Raw genomic sequence first — 26,637 nt, 5'->3', positions numbered from 1 at the left:
CTATGCTGTTGTTAATTCTTCTACCATTGGTTCTTCAGTCTCTAAACGTTTTAATGCACGTTTATATTCAATTGGCATCACTTTTACAAAATGGCCTAAACTTGTATCCCAGTTTTCTAGCAAGTTTGTACCTAAACTACTGTTTGTGTAAAGCACGTGCTTTTTAATAGTTTGTTTTAAATCATTAGCATCTTCAGTACTAATATCTTCAAATTCTATTGTTTCGATATTACATAAACCGTTTACAAATTTATTTTCAGGGTCGTAAACATAAGCGATACCACCACTCATTCCTGCAGCAAAGTTTCTACCTGTTTTTCCTAAAACAATAACTTTACCTCCTGTCATATACTCGCAACAATGATCTCCAACACCTTCAACAACCGCAGTTGCTCCTGAGTTACGAACTGCAAAACGTTCTCCTGCAATACCATTTATATAAGCTTCACCTTGAACTGCACCAAACAAGCAAACATTACCAACAATAATATTTTTTTCTGCTAAGAAATCTGCTTTAGCTGGTTTTTTAACAATAAGTTTAGCTCCAGAAAGCCCTTTACCAAGGTAATCATTAGTATTTCCTTCAACAGTAAACGTTAATCCGTGAGCTCCAAATGCACCAAAACTTTGTCCGGCAGAGCCTGTGAAATTAATATTTAAAGTATCTTCAGGCAAACCAAGGTGTCCGTAGATTTTAGAAATCTCGTTACTTACAATAGCACCCACCGTACGATTAATATTATTTATAGGATAAGCCAAATTCATTTTTTCTTTTCGATACAAAGCTCTATGTGAGTCCTTTAATATTTTAAAGTCAATGACTTTATCTAAATTATGATCTTGCTTTTCTGTGTTCCTAACAGTTAGTTGTCTATAGGCAGCAGGTCTATGCAGTATACTTGATAAATCTAAGCCTTTAGCTTTATAATGTTTTATGGCTTTATTAGCGTTAATTTTATGGGTCTGTCCTACCATTTCAGCAAGCGTTCGAAAGCCTAATTGTGCCATGATACCTCTTAATTCTTCAGCAATGTAATAGAAGAAATTAATAACGTGTTCTGGTGTACCTTTAAAGTTTTTACGAAGTTCTTTATCTTGAGTTGCAATTCCTACCGGACAGGTATTTAAATGACATTTACGCATCATAATACATCCTGAAGCCACTAATGGAGCTGTGGCAAATCCAAATTCTTCAGCACCTAAAAGCGCTGCAATAGCAACATCTCTACCAGTTTTTAATTGACCGTCGCACTCTACAACAATTCTACTTCTTAGGTTATTTAATACCAAAGTTTGTTGAGCTTCTGACAAACCAAGTTCCCAAGGTAAACCTGCATGTTTTAATGATGTTAAAGGAGAGGCTCCAGTTCCACCATCATAACCAGAAATTAATACGACATCTGCTTTAGCTTTTGCAACACCAGCAGCAATAGTACCTACTCCAACTTCTGAAACTAATTTTACATTTATTCTAGCCTCACGATTGGCATTCTTTAAATCGAAAATTAATTGTGCCAAATCTTCAATAGAATAAATATCGTGATGCGGTGGTGGCGAAATTAATCCAACAAATGGTGTTGAATTTCTAGCAGCGGCAATCCAAGGTAAAACTTTTTCTCCTGGTAATTGACCACCTTCACCTGGTTTAGCGCCTTGAGCCATTTTAATTTGAATCTCTTGGGCATTTGTAAGGTAATGTGAAGTTACTCCAAATCGACCAGAAGCTACTTGCTTTATTGCTGAATTTCGGCTGTCGCCATTAACGTCTTTTTGAAAACGTTTTCTATCTTCTCCACCTTCACCAGAATTGGACTTTCCTCCAATACGGTTCATAGCAATGGCTAAATTTTCATGTGCTTCACGAGAAATAGAACCGTATGACATGGCTCCAGTTTTAAACTTTTTAACTATTTCAGTCCATGGTTCAACTTCCTCGATTGGAATAGGATCTAAGTTATCAAATTCAAATAACCCTCGTATTGTCATTAAGTTTTCAGACTGCTCATTAATTGCTTTAGCATAAACATCATAACTTGCTTGATCACTTAACCTTACTGCTTGTTGCAATTTAGAAACTGTTGTAGGGTTAAATAAATGTCTTTCGCCGTTACGTCTCCATCTATAATCGCCACCAATATTTAAACCTAGTTTTCTATTAATGGCATTATCTGGATAAGCTTGTTTATAACGTTGATCTATTTCTTTCTCTATTTCATACAACCCGATACCTTCTATTCTTGAAGCGGTGTATGGGAAATACTTTTCAACAAATTGAGAATTGAAACCTACGATTTCAAAAATTTGAGAACCTCTATACGAATGAAGTGTTGAGATTCCTATTTTGTTCATGATTTTTAAAATCCCTTTTCCAATAGCTTTGTTAAAGTTATCTACAGCTTTTTGCTCGTCCATACCAGTAATGAAGCCTTCTTTTACTTGCATTCTGATAATTTCGTTTACCATATAAGGGTTAATAGCACTTGCGCCATAACCGAATAAAGTAGCAAAATGATGAGGTTCACGAGGTTCTGCGGATTCAATGATAATATCGAAATACGAACGCTTCCGCAAACGATTTAACTGATGATTTACATAAGAACAAGCCAATAATGCCGGAATAGGAGCAAATTCTTGATTAACTCCTCTATCTGAAAGAATAATAATATTTGTTTTTCGATCGATTGCTTTTTCAATTTGAACAATAATATCTTCCAAAGCATCCTCTAAACCATTCATCCCTTTAGCTTTTGGGTAAAGCATTTGTATAGTTTCTGCTTTATAGCTTTCAATTTGAATGGTTCTGATTTTTTCTAAATCGGCATTAGAAATTACAGGGTTTTGTATTCTTAATTTTCTACATTGTCTTTCTGTAATGCTGAAAATGTTTCTGTCTTTACCTAAATTTAAACTTATATCGGTAACAATTTCTTCTCTAATCCCATCTAAAGGCGGGTTTGTTACCTGCGCAAATAATTGCTTGAAGTAATTAGAAATGAGTTGTGGCCTATCAGATAAAACGGCTAGTGGTGTATCTATACCCATAGATCCTAACGCTTCTTTACCAACTTGCGCCATTGGCGTTATTACTTCTTGAATATCTTCAAAAGTATAGTTAAATAAGCGCTGTCTTGTTTTTATATCGATAGTTTCAATAGGACAAGTTTCGTTTGTGTAAGGCACATCTTTTAAATGTAAACGTGTTTTGTCTAACCATTCTTTGTATGGTCTTTCAGAAACAATTTTACTTTTAATTTCTTCATCTTCAATAATGCGGCCTTCATTCATGTCTACCAAGAACATTTTTCCTGGTTCTAATCTACCATGTTCTTGAACATCTTCAGGATCAACTTCTACTACACCAATTTCAGAAGACATGATTAATTTGCCACTTTTAGTAACAGTATACCTTGAAGGTCTTAAACCATTTCTATCTAACAAAGCACCAACGTAATCACCATCTGTAAAAGGAACAGATGCAGGACCATCCCAAGGCTCCATAATACAAGCGTTATACTCGTAGAAGGCTTTTTTATCTTGAGTCATGGTGGCGTGTTTTTCCCAAGCTTCAGGAATCATCATCATCATAATCTCAGGAAGTGAGCGATTGGTATGGGTTAATAACTCTACCACCATATCCATAGAAGCAGAATCTGATTTTCCAGGTAAAATTATTGGGAATAATTTATCAATTTGAGGCCCGAAAACATCACTTTTCATAATTTCTTCGCGCACACGCATTCTACTTACATTCCCTCTAAGCGTATTAATTTCTCCATTCTGACACATAAAACGGAATGGTTGTGCCAACTCCCAAGTAGGCATAGTGTTTGTAGAGAAACGTTGATGAACTAACGCTAATCTTGTCACCAAGTCTATTTGTTGTAAATCGGTATAATATGGCCCAATATCTTCAGGCATAATAATGCCTTTGTATATGAGGGTAGTAGTTGATAAACTTGGCACGTAGAAATAACCACTTTCAGAAATTTTAGAATTTCTTATCGCGTGTTCTGTTATTTTTCTGGCTGCATATAATTTAGCTTTAAAAGTAGCTTCATCAATTTCTTCAGTTTTGCCAACAAAAAGCTGCTCAATATTTGGTTCTGATGCTAGTGCAATTTCACCAAGTTGCGTAGAGTCTACAGGAACTTTTCTCCATCCTAATATTGAAAGACCTTGCGCTTTAACTTCATTTTCAAAAGTTGTTTTACAATAATTATATTGATTGGTAACTTTAGGTAAAAACACCATACCAACGGCATATTCTCTTTGTTCTGGAATGCTAAAATCGCAAACGCGTTTAAAATAATCGTGAGGGATATCAATTAATAAACCAGCACCATCACCAGTTTTTCCATCAGCACTTACACCGCCACGGTGTTCTAGTTTTACCAGAATTTCTAACGCATCGTGAATGATTTGATTTGTTTTCTCTCCTTTAAGATTACAAATAAAACCTGCACCACAGTTTTCGTGTTCGTATTCTGGTAAATAAAGTCCTTGCTTCTTAATCATAATCAACAATAAATTAGTTTAAAAACTTGAGTTGAAAAGCTAAGATACGCCCTAGAATTTAATTAACAATAGGGTGTATTTCATTATTTCGATTTTAGAAGCCAATGGGTTATAAAAATAATTATATATCAATATTACTCCGCTTTTTTAATAAATATTCAAACCTAAAAAAATTGTTAATAAATGCAGATATGTGAATTTATGTTAAGAATCTAATTAAGAAATGGCAATTATAGCATAAAAACGCAAAAAATACTGACAATAATTCAATTCTCGCGATTGTTGAATTTGTAAAATTTTATTTTATTTGATGAATACCCCTAAAAAAATGGGGGTAAAATTATGTAATTGATAAAAATGAATCAATTACCCCTATTTTTTATGGGGGTTAAATGTTTTTAACATAGTTTTACCCCGTTCTTAAGTAAAAATAGATCTAGAATTTTAAAAACTATGAAGAAACCAACTCTAGATCTTTTGAAATTAAATAACTTAAAAAGAAAACAATGATGAAAAAATTTATTACACTTTCAATGCTTTTTGTAGCAACAGCGTTATTTGCACAAGAAGATGCAAAAAAATTAACTATAAGTGGATCAGTTGATGCTTACTACCAAACTTATTTAACAGCTCCTGATAATGATGCGCCATCTTTCGGAACTGCTTTTGCAGACCAATCAGGTTTTGCTGTTGGTATGGCAAATGTTATAGCGAGCTACGAAGGTGAAAAAGTAGGTGCTGTTCTTGATTTAGTAACTGGACCAAGAGGTGCGGGTGCGACATTTAATACTGATATTGTTGATGGTATTGTTAATCAAGCTTATGTATACTGGAATGTATCTGAAGGAACTACCTTAACAATGGGTAGATTTAATACCTTCTTAGGATATGAAGTTATTGCTCCTGCAGCAAATTTTAACTACAGCTGTTCTTATTTGTTCTCAAGCGGTCCTTTTTCGCATGTAGGTTTAAAAGCTGATTTTACGTTAAGCGATGACTTTAGTTTAATGTTAGCGATTACTAACCCTTGGGATACTAACAATATTTCTATGAGTGGTGAATATGCACTTGGAGCTCAATTAGGGTTTTACGGACAGTATTTAAACTTATACTATGATAGTGGAAATGCGGGTGGTTTAGGTTTTGAAATCGATTACACAGGTGGTTTCGATGTATCTGATGACTTTTTCTTAGGTATCAATGCTGCTTACAATGATAATGATGGCGAAGGATTTTACGGCGCTGCATTATACCCACAGTTAGCAACTTCTGATAGTTTTTCAATAGGTTTAAGAGGTGAATATTTCGCATTACACGGAGATGGTGATGATTTACCAAGTGTATTCGCTACAACTTTAACTGGGAGCTATACTATTGAAAACTTAATTATTAAGCCAGAAATAAGATTAGATGCTTTAACTAATGCTGATGGAGGCTTATTAGGTAATGTAATTGATAATGATGGCTTACCTGCTGATAGCTTAGCTGCATTTACTTTAGCTGCAATCGTATCATTCTAAGGAATGATACAAAAAACAAAGAGAATAAAAGCAAGTTCTCTAAACGAGGGCTTGCTTTTATTAATTAACTAACCCTAAAAATTATTTATTATGTCAATATTAAATATCCCTTTAATTATACAAGATACAGCCGCTATTGAAGGCGATATGGGAATGTTATGGATGCTTATTTCTGGTATCTTAGTATTCTTTATGCAAGCAGGATTCTTTCTTGTGGAGTCTGGAATGACAGATTCAAAAAATGCTGTTAACATAGCAATGAAAAACTTCCTAGATATTGCAGTTGGTTCTTTAGCTTTCTGGTTTATAGGATATTCATTAATGTATGGTGGTGATACTGGTGGAGGATTTTTCCACTGGGGCGGGTTTACATTTTCGCAAGGTGCTGCCGATTTATTTTTCCAAACTGTATTTGCCGCAACTGCCGCAACTATAGTTTCTGGTGCTATTGCTGGTAGAACAAAATATACAACTTATGCTATATTTAGTATTTTACTAACAGCTTTCATTTATCCAATCGCTGGTGGTTGGGAATGGAATGGTGGATGGTTAAATAATACTGATGGTATTATGCCTGCAGAATTTATCGATTTTGCTGGATCTTCTATTGTTCACTCTGTTGGTGGATGGGCAGCTTTAGTTGCTGCGTGGATGGTTGGTCCTAGAATTGGAAAATTCCTTAACGGTAAACCAATTGAAATGCATGGTCATAACCAAATGTACGCTACTTTAGGTGTATTCATCTTATGGTTAGGATGGTTTGGATTTAATGGTGGTTCTCAATTAGCATGGGGTGGCGATGATGCTACTGCTGCTTCTCAAGTAGTATTAGTAACTAATTTAGCTGCTGCTGCTGGAGCTTTAAGTGCCTTATTATTTACGTGGATTAAAAACGGTAAGCCTAATTTAAGTATGACTTTAAACGGTGCGCTTGCAGGTTTAGTAAGTATTACTGCTGGATGTGGTAATATGACTGAAGGCGGTGCTGTTTTAGCAGGTTTATTAGGTGGTATCCTTGTTGTATTGTCTATTGGGTTTGTTGAGAAAACTTTAAAAATTGATGATGCTGTAGGTGCTATTTCTGTACATGGTGTTGCTGGAGCTTGGGGAACCTTGGTAATAGGTCTTTGGGGAGTTGATGGTGATGCTGGTATTGGAATCTTTAATGGAGGTGGAGCTGCTCAATTAGGAGCTCAGGCCATTGGTGTTGTAGCATATGCTGTTTGGGCCATTGGTTTATCATTCATTTTCTTATTTATTATGAAAAAGACTGTTGGCTTAAGAGTTACTGAAGCTGAAGAAATTGCAGGCCTTGACTGGACAGAACATGGTTCTATTGCTTACCCAGGTAAGAGACAAAGAGAGATTGAAGAATAATCAAAACATAAAATTTATAATTCTAAAAGATACCTTGCTTCATGCAAGGTGTCTTTTGATTTAATACAAATAAATAATACAGGTTATTTATAGAGTTATTTGAAAAATTAAAATTTTACTATTTTCACAAACTAAACAATTATAAGATATTTATTGAATTATGAAAAAAATTGAAGCAATCATTAGAAAATCAAAGTATCGTGTAGTAAAAGAAGCTTTACATGATGTTGGTGTGAACTTTTTTTCTTACTGGGATGTAACGGGTCTTGGTAATGAAAAAGAAGGACATGTTTACAGAGGTGTGTCTTACAGTACTAGCGATATTCAACGTAGACATTTAGCTATCGTTGTTAACGATGATTTTGAAGAAGTAACAATTAACGCCATACTTAAATCTGCAAGTACAGGGGAGGTAGGAGACGGAAAAATATTTGTTTCAGACGTTACAGAGTGTTATAGAATACGAACAGGAGAAAAGGGTGGAAACACTTTAAAATAAAAAAACTAAAACTAATATAATGGAAGGATTATTTACAGCAAATAATGTATGGATGATGATCTGTACTGCACTTGTTTTCTTTATGCATACAGGATTTGCATTCTTAGAGATAGGATTAACTAGACAAAAAAATACAATTAACATATTATTTAAAAATATATTTATAATTACAGTAGGTTTATTACTGTATTACATCGCAGGATTCAATTTAATGTATCCTGGTTTTGCAGAAGATTCTTTAGGAGTTATTGATTTCGCAGGCTTTGGAATTGGAGCGCCAGAAAACGGAATGACACCTGAGTATGCTGATGGAGGATACACTTGGTGGACAGACTTTTTATTTCAAGGTATGTTTGCGGCAACTGCAGCAACTATAGTATCTGGAGCTGTTGCTGAACGTATGAAAATAGGGCCATTCATGATTTTTACCGTAATCTATGTAGGTCTTGTATACCCAATTGCAGGTTCTTGGAAATGGGGTGGTGGTTTCTTGGATCAATTAGGATTCTATGATTTTGCAGGATCAACTTTAGTGCATTCTGTAGGAGGTTGGGCAGCATTAATGGCTGTTTGGTTATTAGGATCGCGTATTGGTAAATTTGATAAAGCTGGAAAACCTCAAGCCATTCCAGGGCATAGTATTCCACTTGCAACAGCTGGTGTATTAATATTATGGTTAGGATGGTTCGGATTTAATGGAGGTTCGGTGCTTTCTGCTGATCCAGAATTAACCTCGTTAACTTTAGTAACAACTTGTTTAGCTGCAGCGTCAGGTGGTGTAGTTGCTGCGTTCGTATCTTTTATAAAATATAAGAACTTAGATTTAACTATGTTTTTAAATGGAATTCTTGGAGGTTTAGTAGGAATTACTGCTGGTGCGGATGTAATGACTCCTGAAAGCGCTATTATAATAGGAGCAGTTGCAGGTGCATTAATTGTTTTTGCAGTAAGTTTTATTGATGCTATAAAGCTTGATGATCCAGTAGGTGCTATTGCTGTACACTTAGCATGTGGTATTTGGGGTACGTTAGCAGTTGGAATATTCTCAACTAACCCGGATCATACATTTTTAACTCAATTAATTGGAGTAGCATGTTATGCCGTATTTTGTTTGATAACATCATTCTTAATTATTTTTACGCTTAAGAAAGTGGTAGGAATTAGAGTTTCGGAAAGAGAAGAATTAGAAGGTTTAGATGCCCATGAACATGGAATGGATGCTTATCCAGATTTCAGATTAAATGAGCACTAATCGCTAAAAAAATAGTTTAGTTTAGTTTGATAAAAGGATGTCTTGCTTAATTGTAAGGCGTCCTTTTTTTATTGAAGAATGTTGAACAAGTAACTTAAAACCTAGAGATTCTCATTTAACTTCAATGGTTAATCAAAGTCTGCGTTAAGGATAGAAATGGTTAGCCCGCAGGGAGGCACGACCGAGGACTTGTAATGTATAGCTAACCCTTGTGTTAACCTGCATGCCAGCAGGCAGGCGTCAAAATATTATTTTAAAAAAAAGCCTTCAACGAGTGAAGGCTTTTTTGTTTGTGGTGTCTTTAATTTATAACATCTATGCAGAATTTCTACTTGCATTAATATTTCCGAATAAAGAACGCGTTACGATTTTCTCAAAGATTAATTTTTCAGGATCTTCTTTGTCAACACCAGCTTTTTCAAGTTCTTGAATCTTTTTTAAAGCATATTGCTGTATGGTTAATAATGGTAATACAATAGACTCTCTAACCTCAATTGAGGCTTTTCCTGATGGTTCATTTTCCATCAGTTCTTGATAGCCTGTAAGTTTAAGTAATAACCTTTTAGTGGTTTCATACTCCTTAAAAATAATTTTCCAAAAATCACCAAATTCTTCGTCGTTAGACATATATTTTGTTAAATCGAAAAACGATTTAGTCAACGACATCATGCTATTCTCTAATAATGTTTTAAAGAATTTAGAGTTTTTGTAAAGTTGCTCTACTTTACTCCATTCATCTCTGTCTTCATACATTTTTAAAGCAGTACCTACACCATAAAATCCTGGTACGTTTTGCTTCAACTGGCTCCATGATCCTACAAACGGGATGGCTCTTAAGTCTGAAAAAACCAATTTATCTGAAGTTCCTCTTTTTGATGGTCTACTTCCAATATTAGTTTTAGCATAGTATTTTAAAGTACTCATGCGCTCTAAGTAAGGAATAAACATAGGGTGATTTTTGAAATCTTTGTATGTTTCATAACTTGTTTCAGCAAGAGTTGTCATCACTTCTCTATCGTCATCAGCTAATCGATTCTTTTCACCATCAATTCTGTTTTTAATACCAGAACTTATTAATTGTTCCAAGTTATATTGAGCAGAATCGCTGGTTCCAAAATTAGAACTTACCGTTTGTCCTTGTATGGTTATTTGAACTTCTTTATCTTCTATAGTTGGGCCCAAAGAAGAATAGAAATTATGAGTTTTTCCGCCACCACGTGCAGGAGGTCCTCCACGACCATCAAAGAATATGGCTGTAATGTCATATTTTCTAGACATTTCAGTTAGTTTTTCTTTAGCTTTATAAATACCCCAGTTAGCCATTAAATAGCCACCATCTTTAGTACCGTCTGAAAAACCTAACATAATGTGTTGCTTGTTTCCTCGAGATCTTAAATGTGCTATATATTCAGGGTTTTGGTACAATTGTTCCATTACTCCTGGCGCGTTTTCTAAATCTGGTATGGTTTCAAATAATGGTGCAACATCTACCGTTAACTTGTCTTTAAAGGCAACCATTTTCAACATAGCAAATAGTTGCATAACATTTAGCGCAGTTTGGTTGTTACTTATTATGTATCGGTTAGCACCACGTTCGCCATTACTTTTTTGAATGTCTTTTATTATGGCAATAGTTTTTAAAGTATTTCTAACCATTTCATCTTCAAAATCATCTAAATCTCCAATGTTATCTGTAGCTTTCGAAAGTATTTTTATTTGTTCGGCTTCAGATAGGTCATGATAATTTTTAGGAAATGAAGACGTTCCAGTTGAAATTAATTTGTCTATTACAGTGGTAAATACATTATGGTGAATTCTACTGTCTTGTCTTATATCAAGCGAAGCAAATCTATAATCAAAAAGATGAACTCTATTGATTAAATTATTAATTTCGTTGACATATAATGACTGATGCTGCTCAATAATAAGATCTCTTATACTTAAAAGCTCTTTTCTTAATTCTTTGGCACTAATCGCTTTTTTTGTTTTTAGGTTGATGCTATAATCGTACATAATCGTTTCTAAACGAATAATGCGCTCTTCAACACCTCTAAAAGTTAATTTTTTTCTTAAATCTTTTAAATCTAGATAGTACCTTTTTAGAATTGATTTTTTTAATTTTTTGGCTACTTTTAAAGTAGTTTCTGGTTTTACAAATGGGTTTCCATCTCTATCTCCACCTGGCCAAAATCCAATATTAATGATATCGTTATGCTTTTTATCATCAGCATAAATATTGGTTTGAATGTAATTGTAAATCTCACCAAAAGTTTGATAAAATACATTTTCCAAATACCAAATTAAACTTTTGGCTTCTTGATATGGCGTTGGTTTTTTATGCTTGAAGAAAGGTGTTTTTCCTAATTGACCAAACAAATTGTTTATTTCTGAAAGATCATTTTCCTTGATGGCTTTAGTTAAAGATGTTATAATTCCCAAAACAGAACCTGGATAGAACTGTGTTGGGTGTGCCGTTAATACAATGCGCACTTTAAACTCTTCTAAAAAGGCTTTAAGTTCTTCAATATTACCTTCAGACACAGCAGACCCTTTAAGGTTTCTTAAAGTACCTACGCCTTCCATATTATTTACAATTGGGAATGCAGCATCTTCTATGGCATCAAACAATACCACTTGTCTTTCAATATATTGGATAAATCTAAATAGCAGATTTATTTGACTTTGCTTATTTCTTCTGGCTTGATATTTAGTAAAGAAAGTTTCTACTATTTCAGTAGGATTGTCTCCATTTTTAAAACCTTTGTCGCAAGTTTCATGAAATAATGGGAGCAAAACCCCAGTTTTTGTAACAGCATCAAAAGGTAAGGTCATAAATATACTGTTGTATATTTGATATTTGGACAAAACGGTTTGATTGAATCGCGTTAATTTAGGTTCTACAGACATAATTCAGCTTTAGTAAAATTTAGCCATAAAAATACTAAAGGTTTAGCGAACAACACAGATGTTGTAAAGTTTTATCAATTTTTGTCGATTGTGCATTTTAGATTATGAATAATTGAAAAAAATTGATGTTAACGCCATTTCTTATTAATTAAATCAGACTCTACATCATTGAAATTGTAATAGAAGTATCAAAAATCAAAAAAGATTAATTCATTAGCTTATGACTTATGTCATGTTCTGCGCCTAGTCATACTAATAACTTTGCCCTTTCAATAAAATAATACTTATGCACAAAACACATTCCTTTCATATCCCAGTAATGGGTATTGGTTTTACCATCGATACACCATTAAAAGTGGCGCATTATGGTATAGATTCTGTAATTTCTTTAGTTGACGATATTTTGTTAGAGAAGTTAAGAAAAATGTACAGTGAAAAATTTCAAATCCCTTATCATGAAATAACAGATAAGATTGAAGATTTTAGAGCAAAACGTATTACTTCTTATTTAAACCTCATATCCGATTTAGCTGATAAAAAATTTGAAGTCTTGAAGAACATCACTTCAGAACGGAGTGACGAATTCATTGCTTATTTAAATATGCTTCCTAATGGATCGTATTTAAAGAAAGAATTCAAGCAATTAACAGCAAAAGAATTTAATTTTTCTGAAATTAAAAGATGGGCAAATAAGGCATTGTCTATGGGTAGTATTGATGTAAATATCATGACTAAAGTTGATAAAGATAACTATATAAAAAACGAAAAATTACCTGTAGAGTATAACGATGCACATGCCGCGTTAAGAGGGTTTGCAAAGAGTAAACTTCATTCTTCGATAGTACTTTCTGCAGGAATGAATCCCAGATTATACAGTTACATGTCTCAGTTTGATGATTTTTATCCAAATGAAAACGGAGAGTTTAAAAAACAAATAATTTTAAAGGTAAGCGATTACCGATCGGCATTAATTCAAGGAAAATTTTTAGCCAAAAAAGGCTTATGGGTTTCTGAATATAGAATTGAATCTGGACTAAATTGTGGTGGTCATGCCTTTGCGACTGATGGTTATCTTTTAGGTCCCGTTTTAGCAGAGTTTAAAGAAAAACGTAACGAATTGCAGCAGAGTATTCAGACAGTTTTGTTTCAAGAATTAGAGAATCAAAACAAACCAATTCCTACTAATGAGTTAACTATTTCGGTTACAGCCCAAGGAGGCGTAGGAACAAATGAAGAACATGATTTTTTGTTAGAACATTATAATCTCGATTCAATAGGGTGGGGAAGCCCATTTCTATTAGTTCCTGAAGCAACAACTGTTGATGACGATACCTTAAATAAATTGGTAAAAGCTAAAGAAGACGATTTGTATTTAAGCGATATTTCTCCATTGGGTGTGCCTTTTAATAACCTAAAAAACAATACAAAAGACAATGAAAAACAAGCTTTTATAAATAAAGGCAGACCAGGTAGTTCTTGTCCTAAAAAGTTTGTGGCTTTAAACACAGAATTTAAAGAAAAAGGTATGTGCACGGCTTCAAGGGAGTATCAACATTTAAAAATACAAGCCTTGGAAAATAAAGCATTACCGCTGGAACAGCATCAAAAAGAATTCAATAAAATAATTGAAAAATCTTGTACTTGTGTTGGATTAGGTACTTCGGCATTATTGGCCTATAATTTGGATACTAAAGTTGAAGGCGAAGGTGTATCTGTTTGTCCTGGGCCCAATTTAGCTTATTTTTCAAAGCTTATGAGTCTTCAAAATATTATTGATAATATTTACGGAAGAGCTAACATGATTTCAAGAAATGATCGTCCTAATTTATTCATAAAAGAATTACAGATTTATATTGATTATTTAAAAAATAAACTGGACGATGTAAAAACAACTATGACAAAAAAAGACGAAAAGTATTTACTCAATTTCACCAAAAATATGTCTTTGGGGGTTGCTTATTATAAAGATTTGTTCAACGAGGCAAAATCTGTTTTTAATGATTCAAAAAATGTCATACTTAACGAATTAAACAAAAGCGAGATTGTTTTGAATAAGATTAATGCTGAAATACAAGAGTCAACTTTGGTCTTGAGTTAAAGATCAACATTGTAAGTTTCGTTATTTTCAATCATTTAGAGTTTTATTTGTTGAAAATTTAAATATTTTCACAAAATTTTGTTGGACCTTAAATCAATACTTTTTTTCGCGAAAATCCCATTTTATTACGCCTTTTAATTAAGATATTTGCAGTAAATTCTTGGTATTCAAGAATCTTTATCAACATTATTCTGAAGAGTTTATCATGGATTTAGTTAAAGAAATACAACGACTTAAAAAGGAGAAAAATGCAGTAATTCTTGCGCATTATTATCAAGTGCCAGAAATACAGGATATTGCAGATTATGTTGGAGATAGTTTAGGATTGTCTCAAAAAGCAGCCGAAACTGATGCTGATATGATTGTTTTTGCGGGGGTTCATTTTATGGCTGAAACGGCAAAAATTTTAAGTCCTAATAAAACCGTAGTACTTCCTGATTTAAATGCAGGTTGTTCGTTGGCAGATTCTTGTCCGCCAGATGAATTCGAAAAATTCACCAAAGCACATCCAAATCATGTAGTAATAACTTATGTGAATTGTTCTGCCGAAATAAAAGCATTAAGCGATATTGTTTGTACCTCATCAAACGCATTAAAAATTGTAAACTCAATTCCAAAAGATACCCCAATCATTTTTGCTCCAGATAAAAATTTGGGGAAATATATAATAAATGAAACAGGAAGAGATATGTTGCTTTGGGACGGAAGTTGCATAGTTCACGAAGCATTTTCAATGGATAAGCTAATTGCTTTACATAAAAAATATCCTGATTATAAAATTATTGCACATCCCGAGTCTGAAACGCATATTTTAAATACTGCAACATATATTGGATCTACTTCAGGAATGATAAATTATGTAAAAGGACATCAAGACCAAAAGTTTATTGTGGCTACTGAAGCCGGTATTTTACATAAAATGCAACAAGAAATGCCAAATACCGAGTTGGTGCCGGCGCCTGCTAAAGAAGACAATACTTGCGCATGTAGTGAATGTCATTTCATGAAAATGAATACGCTGCAAAAATTATACGATTGTATGTTGAATGAATCGCCTCAAATAGAAGTTGATCCAGCTATAATTGAACGCGCTTTGTTACCAATTGAACGCATGTTAGAATTGTCTAAATAAAATGACTACAGATTATTTAGTTATCGGGTCGGGAATAGCGGGATTAACGTTTTCAGTAAAAATTGCCGAAAAGTATCCTGACAGAACGGTTGTTGTTGTAACTAAAGCTAATGAAGACGAATCGAACACCAAATACGCCCAAGGTGGTGTCGCTATAGTTCTAAACAAAGAAGAAGACTCCTTTAAAAAACATATTAATGATACGTTAATTGCTGGCGACGGACTTTGTGATAAAGATATTGTTGAATTGGTAGTTAAAGAAGGTCCTGATCGCTTGGAAGAATTGTTGCTTTGGGGCGCAAATTTTGATGTTAACGATTCTGGGAAATTTGATTTAGGAAAAGAAGGCGGCCATTCAGAATATCGTATAGTACACCACAAAGATATTACAGGTTTTGAAATAGAGCGGGCGTTACTATCAAAAGCACATCAGTTACCAAATATTTCTATTTTACCACATCATTTCGCTATAGATTTAGTTACCAATCACCATATTAAAGATGTTCAATCGGATAAAATATCGTGTTTTGGAGCCTATGTTTTAAACCAAAAAAACGGCGAAATATTCACAATAAAATCAAACAACACGTTGTTGGCCTCGGGTGGCATTGGTTGTGTTTATGGTCATACTACCAATCCTATAATTGCAACAGGTGATGGTATTGCCATGGCATATCGCGCAAAAGCACATATTAAAGATATGGAGTTTGTACAATTTCATCCCACTGCTTTGTATGAAGCCAAAGGCGAATCTTCTTTTTTAATATCCGAGGCGGTAAGAGGGTTTGGTGCATACCTTAGAAACAAAAACGGGTATCGATTTATGCCTGATTATGATGATCGTGCAGAATTAGCATCTCGGGATATTGTGTCTCAGAGTATTGATAGTGAATTAAAAAAATCGGGTGAATCTCATGTCTTTCTTGATTGTACGCATTTGGACATGGAAGCCTTCATCGATCATTTTCCTAACATTTATAATAAATGTTTAGAGCATCATATTGATTTAAATACCGATTGGATTCCTGTGGTTCCGGCTTCACATTATTTATGTGGCGGAATCGACGTTGATAAAAATGGCAAGACAACCATTAATAACTTATTTGCATGTGGCGAATGTTCAAGAACTGGGTTGCATGGTGCCAATAGGTTGGCATCAAATTCATTATTAGAAGCTTTAGTTTTTGCACATAACATTTTTAAATATCATGCTGAGAATCAAAGTAAAGCCTTGGAAGTTGCTATTCCAGATTGGAATGACGAAGGCACTGTAATTACTCAAGAGCATATTTTAATTCAACATAATTTAAAACAGCTACAAGCCTTAATGCGCGATTATGTGGGAATCGTAAGAAGTAATAAACGCCTAAAACGCGCCATAAAACATTTAGATTTAATTTATGAGGAGGTTGAAGATTTGTACCGTGAATCTAAAATCACCACATCGCTCTGCGAATTACGAAATATGATTAATGTAGCCCACTTAATAATTAGGCAATCATTAGACAGAAAAGAAAATAAAGGGGGTTATTTTAATATTGATAATGTAAAATAACAAAAGAGACCCTTACAATAAGAGTCTCTTTCTAAAAATTTTGGGCAAAAAAAGGTGCTATTTTCCAAGCATCAATAATTCATTACATACAACTTCTGTAATGTATCGTTTGTTACCATCTTTATCATCGTAACTGCGGGTTGTAAGTTTACCTTCAATAGCAACTTCTTTTCCTTTGGTTACATATTTCTCTATAATTTGAGCCGTTTTCCCCCAGGCCACAATACTATGCCATTGGGTGTCTGTAATTTTTTCACCTTTATTATTCGTATAACTTTCATTTGTAGCAATATTAAATTTTGCTAAAGTTTTACCTGATTCTAAATTGATGATTTCTGGATCGTTTCCTAAGTTACCAATCAACTGTACTTTGTTTCTAAGTGTGTTCATAATTTTAAATTTTAATTGTTAAACAGTTAATACTATCGAGTTCTTATGTTTCGACACTGCAAAGATGAGACAGCTTCAAAATTTTATTCGGTAATTACTTGTTTAATTTCGTTTGTAAATGTTTGTAGTCGTTTGTAAACGGTTATAATTTTTTGTTTATATTTACAACATGCAAAAAGAATGTTTAGAATGTGGCGATAAAATTGTGGGCAGAATTGATAAAAAATTCTGTAGCGATGGTTGTAGAAACGCCTATAATAATAGGGTGAATAAGGATAGTAAAAACCTCATTAGAAATACGAATAACAGACTTAGGAAGAATTATAGAATTTTAGAAACCCTCAACCCAGACCAAAAAACTAAAACCTCGCGGGCGCGATTAATTGAGGCTGGATTCGATTTTAATTATTTCACAAGTATTTATAAAACTAAAGCCGGAACCATTTATTATTTTGTTTACGATCAAGGGTATTTACCTTTAGAGGGCGATTATTATGCGCTTGTTAAACGCGAGAGCTAGAATTGTAATCATAAAAAAAGCTTCCGATTATTAACATAATCAAAAGCTTTTCCTAATGAATCACAGGTTAGTGTGATTGTTATTTTTAACATAAGAAACTAGTCTATTTCCAATTTTGACCTTTTAATTGCATCGCAGCTTTTAAAACATCTTTTTGACTAATTTGACCTATTAACTTGCCATTTTCAACTATTGGAAATCTTCTGCGTTTGGCTTCTAAAAACTTATTCGCAGCATCAAAAATATTCATATTCGCATCAATAGTTTCAACATTACCAGCCATATGTTTTTCTATGGTTTGGTCTTGCATAGGCATGTTGTAGTATCTACTCTCGCTTATTTGTTTTATACAATCACCTTCAGAAATGATGCCTATTAATTCATTTTTATCATTTACTACTGGTCCACCAGAGATTCTGTTCTTAATTAAAGATTGCATAACACTTTCAATGGTTTGGTCAGGAGTAAATGTTATCAAATCTGTTGTCATGTAATCACTTACCGTCAGCGACGGTTGGTCCGAAGTGGCATTTTGCTGCCTCCTTGCCCCTTGAAAACTCTTTATTCCCATAATTTTTTTAATTTTAAAGTAATTTTAAATATAAAGGTTTTTTTTAACAAAACCTAAAAAACCTACTTATAGCGTCGATTTATATAAAGTATTCTAACTATTCTGGGCGTTCAATAGAGCGGTTATCAAACTCAATTTTCTTATTCATTTGGAAAGTTAAGGTGTAATAAGCCACAAAAAATTCTTTAATAGTATCTAAAAGCTCATCCTTTGTGGTTGTAGATAAATTGGCTAAACTTTCAAGTTTAAGAATTTTAGTTTCTAAAACCAAAAGACGTGCTATAATGGATGGCGAATTTAACACTTCAGGTATAGATTGTTTCAATTCTTTAATTAATAATAAAACCACTTTTTCATTATCCCTGAAAAATTTCAGATCGCCTTTTTTCAAATCGACAACTAATGCTTCTAACTGCTCGTATTCTGTCCAATCCTTAATAGTTTCTTCGGTATTACTATCTAAAGCGTATTCAATATACTTTAATTTTGAAACGTCTTGCTCTGTAACAAGTTGTGTGTGGTCTTGTTCAATTTCTGTGTTGACTGGATTTTCGCCCTCTTGTTTGCAGTCTAAAAATAACAACAAAACACTTAAAATAGTTAGAGTTTTAATACGCATGTAGTTTCATTTAAAATGATATGTTACAAATATATAGTAATCGTTTAATTTTTATTCGTTTATAGAATAATCAAATTGAGAATATTTAAACTTAATAATGCATTATTATCAATAAAAACTTATTATTTTTGAAATATCTTTATAATAATGCGATTTAATGAGTTCTAAAATATTAATCATTGGTGCTTGCGGGCAAATTGGTTCAGAATTAACTTATAAGCTTAGAAGCCTATTTGGGAACGAAAATGTGGTGGCTTCAGATATTAGTTATAATAATTTAGAGATTGTAAATTCTGGCATTTTCGAGATTGTTGATGCACAAGATTATGCGAGTGTGAAAACCTGCATTGAAAAACACCAAATAGATACCGTTTACCTTATGGCCGCTATGTTAAGTGCCACTGGCGAAAAATTCCCGATGAAAGCCTGGGACTTAAACATGACCTCTTTATTCAACGTTTTAAATCTAGCTAGAGATAAATTTATAAAACGCGTTTTTTGGCCATCAAGCATTGCGGTTTTCGGCTCCACAACTCCAACAGAGTTTACACCGCAATATACTATTATGGAACCATCAACCGTTTATGGTATTACCAAACAAGTGGGAGAACGCTGGTGCGAGTATTACCAAAACAAATATAAAGTAGATGTGCGCAGTGTGCGATATCCAGGTATTATTAGCTGGAAAACCCAACCTGGTGGTGGTACTACAGATTATGCCGTTGAAATTTATCACGAAGCGGTTAAAACCAAATCGTATGAATGTTTTTTAAAAGCAGACACCAAGTTGCCAATGATGTATATGGACGATGCCATTAAAGCCACCGTGGATATTATGACTGCTAAAGCAAAAGACATTAAAATAAGGTCGTCTTATAACCTGGCAGCTATAAGTTTTACGCCAAAAGAAATCGCAGAATCTATTAAAAAGCACATGCCTGATTTTAAAATAACTTACGCGCCTGATTACCGACAAGATATTGCAAACAGCTGGCCAAAAAGCATTAACGATTCGTATGCAAGACAAGACTGGAAATGGAAACACGCCTTCTCTTTAGAAGATATTACCGAAGAAATGCTTTTTCAATTAAATAAAACCTACAATAACATTTCAAAACCGTTATAAGGCTTTGGTTGAAACCATTCTATTTGTATCTTTGGTATACCCTAAATCTTAATTATTATGCTAGAAAATTTTTGGTTTAATGTAGAGTATGGCATCAATCATGTACTTGATATAAATGCTTACGACCATGTTTTATTCCTAATAGTACTTACCATACCTTATGTGTTTAAAGACTGGAAACGCGTATTGCTACTCGTATCTATGTTCACACTTGGGCATACGCTATCGCTCGTTTTGGCAGCTTACGGCGTTGTAAGTGTTAATGCATCGGTGGTAGAATTTCTCATTCCTATAACCATTCTGGTGGTTGCTTTGTTTAACGTATTTACTTCTGGTAAAGGCGCACAACGCGAAAAAGTAGGTGTGCTTTTTTTATCAACCTTATTTTTTGGATTAATTCACGGGTTAGGTTTCGCACGCGAATTTCAAATGTTATTAACTGATTCTGATAATAAACTTGTTTTATTACTCGAATTCGCTCTAGGTATCGAAATCGCTCAAATCATCATCGTATTTATAGTACTCTTTTTAAGCTACATCGTGCAAACTATATTCAGGTTTACCAAACGCGATTGGATTATGGTAGTTTCGGCTATAGTAGTAGGTCTGGTAATTCCTATGATATTAAATAGCGATTTTATAACCTAAATGTTTAGGGTACCTGCCGTAGACTGGTAGGTTACCACAAGGGTCGGGGATTTACTACTCTCCCGATAAAAATCGAAATCAAACAGGCCGTTCAATCTCTAACGTAAATTCGTTGTAACCACAAATTTTCGTAAAAAATTAACGCACTTAGCGTTGTAATTAAAATACTTACTAACTATATTCGTTATATGTACGCGCGTTAAGGATTGAAGAGAAAATCCTTTTGCTTTTTTGCAAAAGATTGTAACGAAAAGCCTGACCCGAATTGATGTAAAGTTTAAAATTGTATTTTAAATATTAAATGAGGGTAACCTGCCTGACGGCAGGCAGGCGCTAAAAAAAATTAAAAGTTAATGCCAGAAAAAAAACAGCTTAAGTACGATAAAGCTTATTTAAGAATAGCACAAGAATGGGGCAAATTGTCTTATTGCAAGCGCAGACAAGTGGGAGCCATAATAGTAAAAGACAGAATGATAATATCAGACGGGTACAATGGCACACCATCTGGCTTTGAAAATTTTTGTGAAGACGATGAAGGATACACCAAATGGTACGTTTTGCATGCCGAGGCCAATGCCATTTTAAAAGTAGCAGCATCAACACAATCGGCAAAAGGTGCAACACTTTACATAACCATGTCGCCTTGTAAAGAATGTAGCAAATTAATACATCAAGCCGGTGTTGTAAAAGTGGTTTATCACCAAGCGTATAAAGATGATTCTGGATTACAGTTTTTAAAGAAAGCAGGAATAAAACTTGAACAAATTGAAGATTTAAAAGCATAATAATGCCTATTCAAAAAAAATATTTGCCCTTAATATTAGGTGTTGCAATTGCGGCCGGCATTTTTATTGGCGGAACTTTAGATTTTTCTGATGCGCCAGATCGATTGTTCTCAACCAACAGTAAAAAAGACAAGCTTAACCGCCTTATAGATTATATAGAGTACGATTATGTTGATGACATAAATACCGATAGTATTGTTGATGTTACCGTAAATGGTATTTTAGAAAATCTAGACCCGCATTCGGTTTACATTCCTAAAGAAGATATGGCACGTGTTGCCGAAGAAATGAAAGGCGATTTTGTTGGTATTGGTGTGAGTTTTTATACCTATAAAGATACTATTGCCGTAATTCGTGCGATAGAAAACGGACCAAGTGCCAAAGCAGGAATAAAAGGTGGCGATAGAATAATTATGGCTAATGGCGATTCGTTATATGGTAAGCGCTTAAAAGACGGCGAAATTATTAAAAAGTTAAAAGGCGAAATAAACTCTAAAGTAAAACTTAAGGTATATCGTAGAGGCGAGCCAAAACTCTTAGATTTTACCGTAAAACGCGGAAAAATTCCTATTAAAAGTGTAGACGCTGCTTATATGCTAACCGAAAAATTAGGCTACATCAAAATTAATAGGTTTGCCGAATCTACATATAAAGAATTTAAAGCAGGAATTGAAAAACTGGAAGCGCTTGGCGCTACTGAAATTGCTCTAGATTTAAGAAATAACCCAGGCGGTTTTTTAGGCATTGCAGAACAAATTGTCGATGAGTTTTTAGAAGATGATAAATTGATTTTGTTTACCAAAAACAAACGTGGCGACATAGAAAAAAGTTACGCTACAAGCAAAGGCGAGTTTGAGGACGGTAAGGTGTATGTCTTAATAGACGAAAACTCTGCATCAGCAAGCGAGATTGTAGCAGGCGCATTACAAGATAACGACAAAGGCACCATTGTTGGGCGACGTTCTTACGGCAAAGGTTTGGTGCAACGCGAAATGGATTTAGGCGATGGTAGTGCAGTACGCTTAACCGTATCGCGCTATTACACACCAACAGGGCGTTCTATACAAAGGCCTTACGCTAACGGTAATAAAGATTATTACGATGAGTATTTTACAAGATTGGACAGCGGCGAGTTGCTAGACCCTGAAAAAATTAAGGTAGACGATTCTTTAAAATTTAGAACTCCAGGGGGTAAAATTGTTTACGGTGGCGGTGGTATTATACCTGATGTGTTTGTGCCTCTTGATAATAGCATGCACAACGAAACACTATCTTTTTTACAGCGTCGTGGGTTTTTTGGCAATTTTGTTTTTGAACAATTAGAAATGGACCGTCACCATTATGACGATTTTGAAAGACAAGATTTTATAGATTCTTTTGAAGTTGGCGACGATTTAGTGTTTGCTTTTCAAGATTACTTAAACTTGAGAACCGAATCGAAAGTTACGTTTGTGGCGTATCACGATGAAGTGAAACAATATATTAAAGCTACGCTTGCTGACCAACTTTTTGGCGCTGGTGCTTTTGAAGAGGTTTATAACCAACGCGATATTATGATTGATGAGGTTATTAAGTTGAGTGATGGGAAAGAACTAGATTAAACATCAACTTTATCATGCACCTTCACATGTTTCCCGCCATTCCAAAGTGTTAAAATATCAGTAGCTACATGCGCACCACTACCAGAAGCTATAGAAAACTGGCTGCGCCATCCTGCAAGAGTGCCGGCAACATATAGGTTTTCTTCAATTACATGATTGGTATTTTTTAACCAAATGCGATCTTTTTCAATATTGGCTCTAGGGTGTGGTTCAATGTACTGGTTTAAACCATCAATAGTCATTAAATTAGTGTAACCCACTGCAATAACCACAATTTTAGCTTGGTACCTGTTTTTATTAGTTCTAACTAAAAAGGTATTTTCGTTTTTCGAAATTTCTAGAACTTTTTCGTTTTCAATTTGCTCTACATGCGGATACAAGCTGGCAAGTTGTTTTTTTCCGCTTTCTAAAATAGATGCACCTGTAGTTCCTGGCTTTAAACCTAATACATTATTAAAAAGTGCAGTTTGTAAATGCGATGTTTTTTGATGTGTAATAATGCCAATTGACTTATCGGCAGCAAAAGCTTTTGGTTTAGCAGAACCTAAAACCAAAGCACAAGACATACCTGCTGCGCCACCGCCAATAATTAAAGCATCATACATTCAAGAAATATTTATTTGCGTCCTTTTACTTTTTGTTCGATACGTTTTGAAGTTCTTAATATAGCCATCATCATAATAACGCATAATGAAGCTACAATAGTTATAACAGCAACAATGCTATCACCATCAAAAGGGGCATCTAAATTAACTTGTGTAAAATTAAATACAATTAAACCAAGTGCAATTACACTAAGAACTATAGTAAATATCTTCATTTATTCAATTTTTAAATGGTTACCAATAATCTAAATTACAAACCTCACAATGGTTTTTAAACCACATCAAATAACGCTTTAATGTTGTGAGCAAACAGTTTTACAGCAATAGCTAATAAAACAACTCCGAATACTTTTCTAATGATATTTATGCCATTTTGCCCAATTAAGCGCTCAATTTTCGACGACGTTTTAAGTACTATAAAAATAATAATAACATTAATTAAAACAGCAACTATTATATTTTCTGTTCTAAACTCAGCTCTTAAAGATAGTAAGGTGGTTAAACTTCCTGGGCCAGCAATTAATGGGAATGCTAAAGGAAACACAGCCGTAGTCATAGAATCATGCTCTTCTTGTTTGTATAATGTAATACCTAATATCATTTCTAATGCTATAAAAAATAAAATGAAAGCACCAGCAACGGCAAACGAATTCACATCAATCCCAATTAAGTTTAATATACTTTTTCCTAAGAATAAAAACACAATTAAAATCACACCTGCAATAATAGATGCTTTTTCACTTTGTATATGACCTGCTTTTTTTCTTAAGTCAATAACAATAGGAATGTTACCCACAATATCAATTACTGCAAATAAAATCATGAATGCTGTGAATATTTCTTTAAAATTTAATTGCATATTCCGTAAGTTTTAAATTTTCGGCAAAAATATAGCATTATTACTTAATTATCTTAAAAATAAAGTCAAAGTTTATCTATTTTTGTAAACTATTTTTAAGAGCATTTTTTATGTTTCAGTTGGGTAAAACGATAGTGTCTGAAGATATTATTGAAAAAGATTTTTTGTGTAATCTATCGGCTTGCAAAGGTGCCTGTTGTATAGATGGCGATGCTGGTGCCCCGCTTGAAAAAGAAGAAGCTCAAATTTTAAAAGACATTTACCCCAAGGTAAAACCATTTTTACGTCAAGAAGGTATTGATGTTATTGAAGCCCAAGGTGCCTACATTACTACAGAAGAAGGCGAATTGGAAACACCATTAATTAACGGTGCAGATTGTGCTTATGTTATTTTCGACGAAAAAAAAGTAGCCCTCTGCGCCATTGAAGAAGCTTACAATCAAGGCGAGGTTAGTTGGAAGAAACCTGTGTCTTGCCATTTATATCCCGTTCGTGTTCAAGATTATTCTGAATTTTCTGCAGTTAATTATCATAAATGGCAAATTTGCGATGATGCTTGTGCGCTAGGTAAAGAATTACAAATTCCTATCTACAAATTTGTAAAAGAGGCTTTAATCAGGAAATTTGGGGAAGATTGGTACGCCGAATTAGAGAAGGTTGCAGAAACTTTTTAACAACCCAAAAATATCCAAAAAAAATATCCAAAAATCCCTTTGTTTAAAAGGGTTCTTCGGTAAAAAACATAATATTTTTTTGTTAACTTTTTTAATTTTTAAAAATGTTAAGTAATTAATAATCAGTATTTTAACCAATTTTTATTGTAAACTTTCTGATTATCAGTGTTTTTTTTATTTGTTAAAAACTTGTTGAAAAGGTTTCATGAAATTTTGAAAAAAATAGCAATCATTTTACAATCTTTGTGAACCCGTAACCGAAGAAAATTGTCGTTTAACTAATATTAAAAAAATCTAATCATTATGTCTCAAGTCGTAGAGCCCATTCTTCAAGAAAACAAAGATCGTTTTGTTATTTTCCCAATTCAACATCATGATATCTGGGAATGGTATAAAAAATCTGAGGCAAGTTTTTGGACTGCAGAAGAAATTGATTTACATCAAGATCTTACAGATTGGTCTACGAAATTAAATGATGACGAGCGTTATTTTATTAAACACATTTTGGCATTTTTTGCAGCTAGTGATGGTATTGTAAATGAAAATTTAGCTGAAAACTTTGTAAACGAGGTACAATACAGTGAGGCTAAATTTTTCTATGGATTCCAAATTATGATGGAAAATATTCATAGTGAAACATATTCTCTGTTAATAGACACTTACGTAAAAGACGAAAAAGAAAAAGACTTATTATTCAATGCCTTAGAAAATTTTCCTGCCATTAAGAAAAAAGCAGATTGGGCTTTAAAATGGATTGAATCTCCAAGTTTTGCTGAACGTTTAATTGCATTTGCTGCGGTAGAAGGGATTTTCTTTTCAGGAGCATTTTGTTCTATTTTCTGGTTAAAGAAAAGAGGTTTAATGCCAGGATTAACGTTTTCAAACGAATTAATCTCTCGTGATGAAGGTGTACACTGCGACTTTGCTGTGCATTTACATAACAAACATTTAATAAACAAAGTGCCTAAAGCTCGTATTCGCGAGATTTTAGTTGATGCTTTAGATATAGAACGTGAATTTATAACAGAATCTTTACCAGCTAGTTTAATTGGTATGAATGCTGTGTTAATGTCTCAATATTTGGAATTCGTAACCGATAGACTTTTGTTTGAGCTAGGTTGTGATAAAGAATATAATACAGCAAACCCATTTGATTTTATGGACATGATTTCTTTACAAGGAAAAACAAATTTCTTTGAAAAGCGAGTGTCTGAATATCAAAAAGCGGGCGTACTAAATAAAGAAGAAGAAAAAGATAAATTCAGTTTCGACGCCGATTTTTAATTGACTCCCTATTCAAAACGAAGTATTTTGAAGTTCAATTAAAATGACATTTCCTGCGAAGGAAAATATACTAAACAAACTTATTAAATTAATTAAATCA

At 33.7% G+C, this 26,637-nt stretch carries 22 protein-coding genes; 14 read left to right on the top strand and 8 right to left on the bottom strand.

Going from position 1 to position 26,637, the window contains the following annotated elements; translation table 11 throughout:
- Positions 1-4,515 carry a glutamate synthase large subunit gene (gene gltB / locus O5O44_RS00565; RefSeq protein ID WP_289195311.1) on the bottom strand — a complete coding sequence of 1,505 codons (4,515 nt, stop codon included), beginning with the start codon at positions 4,513-4,515 and terminating at the stop codon, positions 1-3.
- Positions 4,516-5,024: 509 nt separating this feature from the next.
- Here gltB and O5O44_RS00560 point away from each other — a divergent pair.
- From O5O44_RS00560 to O5O44_RS00545, 4 genes are all read left to right on the top strand, one after another.
- Positions 5,025-6,035 (top strand): outer membrane beta-barrel protein, encoded by a 1,011-nt coding sequence (locus tag O5O44_RS00560; protein WP_019386781.1) that lies wholly within the window; start codon positions 5,025-5,027, stop codon positions 6,033-6,035.
- A gap of 90 nt (positions 6,036-6,125) precedes the next feature.
- Positions 6,126-7,412 (top strand): ammonium transporter, encoded by a 1,287-nt coding sequence (locus O5O44_RS00555; protein ID WP_289195310.1) that lies wholly within the window; start codon positions 6,126-6,128, stop codon positions 7,410-7,412.
- Between the two features lie 160 nt (positions 7,413-7,572).
- Positions 7,573-7,911 carry a P-II family nitrogen regulator gene (locus tag O5O44_RS00550; protein WP_019386779.1) on the top strand — a complete coding sequence of 113 codons (339 nt, stop codon included), beginning with the start codon at positions 7,573-7,575 and terminating at the stop codon, positions 7,909-7,911.
- A gap of 19 nt (positions 7,912-7,930) precedes the next feature.
- On the top strand, positions 7,931-9,163 hold the full coding sequence (locus tag O5O44_RS00545) for an ammonium transporter (protein ID WP_019386778.1): 1,233 nt from the start codon (positions 7,931-7,933) through the stop codon (positions 9,161-9,163).
- 315 nt (positions 9,164-9,478) lie between these two features.
- Here O5O44_RS00545 and O5O44_RS00540 read toward each other — a convergent pair whose 3' ends face one another.
- Positions 9,479-12,070, bottom strand: a complete 2,592-nt coding sequence (locus tag O5O44_RS00540; protein WP_289195309.1) for a phosphoenolpyruvate carboxylase — start codon at positions 12,068-12,070, stop codon at positions 9,479-9,481.
- A gap of 286 nt (positions 12,071-12,356) precedes the next feature.
- On the opposite strand from O5O44_RS00540, the gene O5O44_RS00535 reads away from it, so the two are divergent.
- The 3 genes from O5O44_RS00535 to nadB all read left to right on the top strand — a co-directional run bounded on the left by O5O44_RS00535 (position 12,357) and on the right by nadB (position 16,855).
- Complete coding sequence (locus O5O44_RS00535) at positions 12,357-14,168, top strand: hypothetical protein (protein WP_289195308.1); 1,812 nt, start codon at positions 12,357-12,359, stop codon at positions 14,166-14,168.
- 205 nt (positions 14,169-14,373) lie between these two features.
- Positions 14,374-15,300 (top strand): quinolinate synthase NadA, encoded by a 927-nt coding sequence (gene nadA, locus O5O44_RS00530; protein ID WP_289195307.1) that lies wholly within the window; start codon positions 14,374-14,376, stop codon positions 15,298-15,300.
- 1 nt (position 15,301) lies between these two features.
- On the top strand, positions 15,302-16,855 hold the full coding sequence (nadB, locus tag O5O44_RS00525) for an L-aspartate oxidase (protein WP_289195306.1): 1,554 nt from the start codon (positions 15,302-15,304) through the stop codon (positions 16,853-16,855).
- Between the two features lie 57 nt (positions 16,856-16,912).
- Here nadB and O5O44_RS00520 read toward each other — a convergent pair whose 3' ends face one another.
- Positions 16,913-17,245: a single-stranded DNA-binding protein gene (locus O5O44_RS00520; RefSeq protein WP_019386773.1), complete on the bottom strand. Its 333-nt coding sequence runs from the start codon at positions 17,243-17,245 to the stop codon at positions 16,913-16,915.
- A gap of 169 nt (positions 17,246-17,414) precedes the next feature.
- On the opposite strand from O5O44_RS00520, the gene O5O44_RS00515 reads away from it, so the two are divergent.
- Positions 17,415-17,765, top strand: a complete 351-nt coding sequence (locus tag O5O44_RS00515; RefSeq protein WP_019386772.1) for a hypothetical protein — start codon at positions 17,415-17,417, stop codon at positions 17,763-17,765.
- Positions 17,766-17,868: 103 nt separating this feature from the next.
- Here the strand turns inward: O5O44_RS00515 and O5O44_RS00510 are convergent, their stop codons facing one another.
- Positions 17,869-18,336 (bottom strand): CBS domain-containing protein, encoded by a 468-nt coding sequence (locus O5O44_RS00510; RefSeq protein WP_019386771.1) that lies wholly within the window; start codon positions 18,334-18,336, stop codon positions 17,869-17,871.
- Positions 18,337-18,433: 97 nt separating this feature from the next.
- Complete coding sequence (locus O5O44_RS00505; RefSeq protein ID WP_289195305.1) at positions 18,434-18,955, bottom strand: hypothetical protein; 522 nt, start codon at positions 18,953-18,955, stop codon at positions 18,434-18,436.
- Positions 18,956-19,112: 157 nt separating this feature from the next.
- Between O5O44_RS00505 and O5O44_RS00500 the strand changes: the two genes are divergently transcribed.
- From O5O44_RS00500 to O5O44_RS00485, 4 genes are all read left to right on the top strand, one after another.
- Positions 19,113-20,081 (top strand): NAD-dependent epimerase/dehydratase family protein, encoded by a 969-nt coding sequence (locus tag O5O44_RS00500; RefSeq protein WP_289195304.1) that lies wholly within the window; start codon positions 19,113-19,115, stop codon positions 20,079-20,081.
- A gap of 57 nt (positions 20,082-20,138) precedes the next feature.
- Positions 20,139-20,729: a HupE/UreJ family protein gene (locus O5O44_RS00495; protein ID WP_019386768.1), complete on the top strand. Its 591-nt coding sequence runs from the start codon at positions 20,139-20,141 to the stop codon at positions 20,727-20,729.
- 353 nt (positions 20,730-21,082) lie between these two features.
- Entirely contained in the window at positions 21,083-21,514 is a 432-nt protein-coding gene (locus O5O44_RS00490) for a deoxycytidylate deaminase (RefSeq protein WP_019386767.1), read from the top strand.
- 2 nt (positions 21,515-21,516) lie between these two features.
- Positions 21,517-23,115: a S41 family peptidase gene (locus O5O44_RS00485; RefSeq protein ID WP_289195303.1), complete on the top strand. Its 1,599-nt coding sequence runs from the start codon at positions 21,517-21,519 to the stop codon at positions 23,113-23,115.
- On the opposite strand, the gene O5O44_RS00480 is transcribed toward O5O44_RS00485, so the two are convergent.
- The 3 genes from O5O44_RS00480 to O5O44_RS00470 are packed head-to-tail and all read right to left on the bottom strand — an operon-like array spanning position 23,112 to position 24,579.
- Entirely contained in the window at positions 23,112-23,720 is a 609-nt protein-coding gene (locus O5O44_RS00480) for an FAD-dependent oxidoreductase (protein WP_289195302.1), read from the bottom strand. The two genes, O5O44_RS00485 and O5O44_RS00480, sit on opposite strands and share 4 nt — an antisense overlap.
- A gap of 11 nt (positions 23,721-23,731) precedes the next feature.
- Positions 23,732-23,935, bottom strand: coding sequence for a hypothetical protein (locus O5O44_RS00475; RefSeq protein ID WP_289195301.1), 204 nt, complete (start codon positions 23,933-23,935; stop codon positions 23,732-23,734).
- 56 nt (positions 23,936-23,991) lie between these two features.
- Positions 23,992-24,579, bottom strand: a complete 588-nt coding sequence (locus O5O44_RS00470; protein ID WP_019386763.1) for a MarC family protein — start codon at positions 24,577-24,579, stop codon at positions 23,992-23,994.
- Between the two features lie 110 nt (positions 24,580-24,689).
- On the opposite strand from O5O44_RS00470, the gene O5O44_RS00465 reads away from it, so the two are divergent.
- Positions 24,690-25,253 carry a DUF3109 family protein gene (locus O5O44_RS00465; RefSeq protein WP_019386762.1) on the top strand — a complete coding sequence of 188 codons (564 nt, stop codon included), beginning with the start codon at positions 24,690-24,692 and terminating at the stop codon, positions 25,251-25,253.
- Between the two features lie 303 nt (positions 25,254-25,556).
- Positions 25,557-26,537 (top strand): ribonucleotide-diphosphate reductase subunit beta, encoded by a 981-nt coding sequence (locus O5O44_RS00460; protein WP_019386761.1) that lies wholly within the window; start codon positions 25,557-25,559, stop codon positions 26,535-26,537.
- Positions 26,538-26,637: the final 100 nt, after the last annotated feature.

Origin of the sequence: Algibacter luteus, from assembly GCF_030344935.1 — a bacterium.
Taxonomy (GTDB): Bacteria; Bacteroidota; Bacteroidia; order Flavobacteriales; family Flavobacteriaceae; genus Arenitalea; species Arenitalea lutea.
Note: the sequence above shows the minus strand (reverse complement) of the source record. Positions and strands in the feature narration are given on the sequence as shown.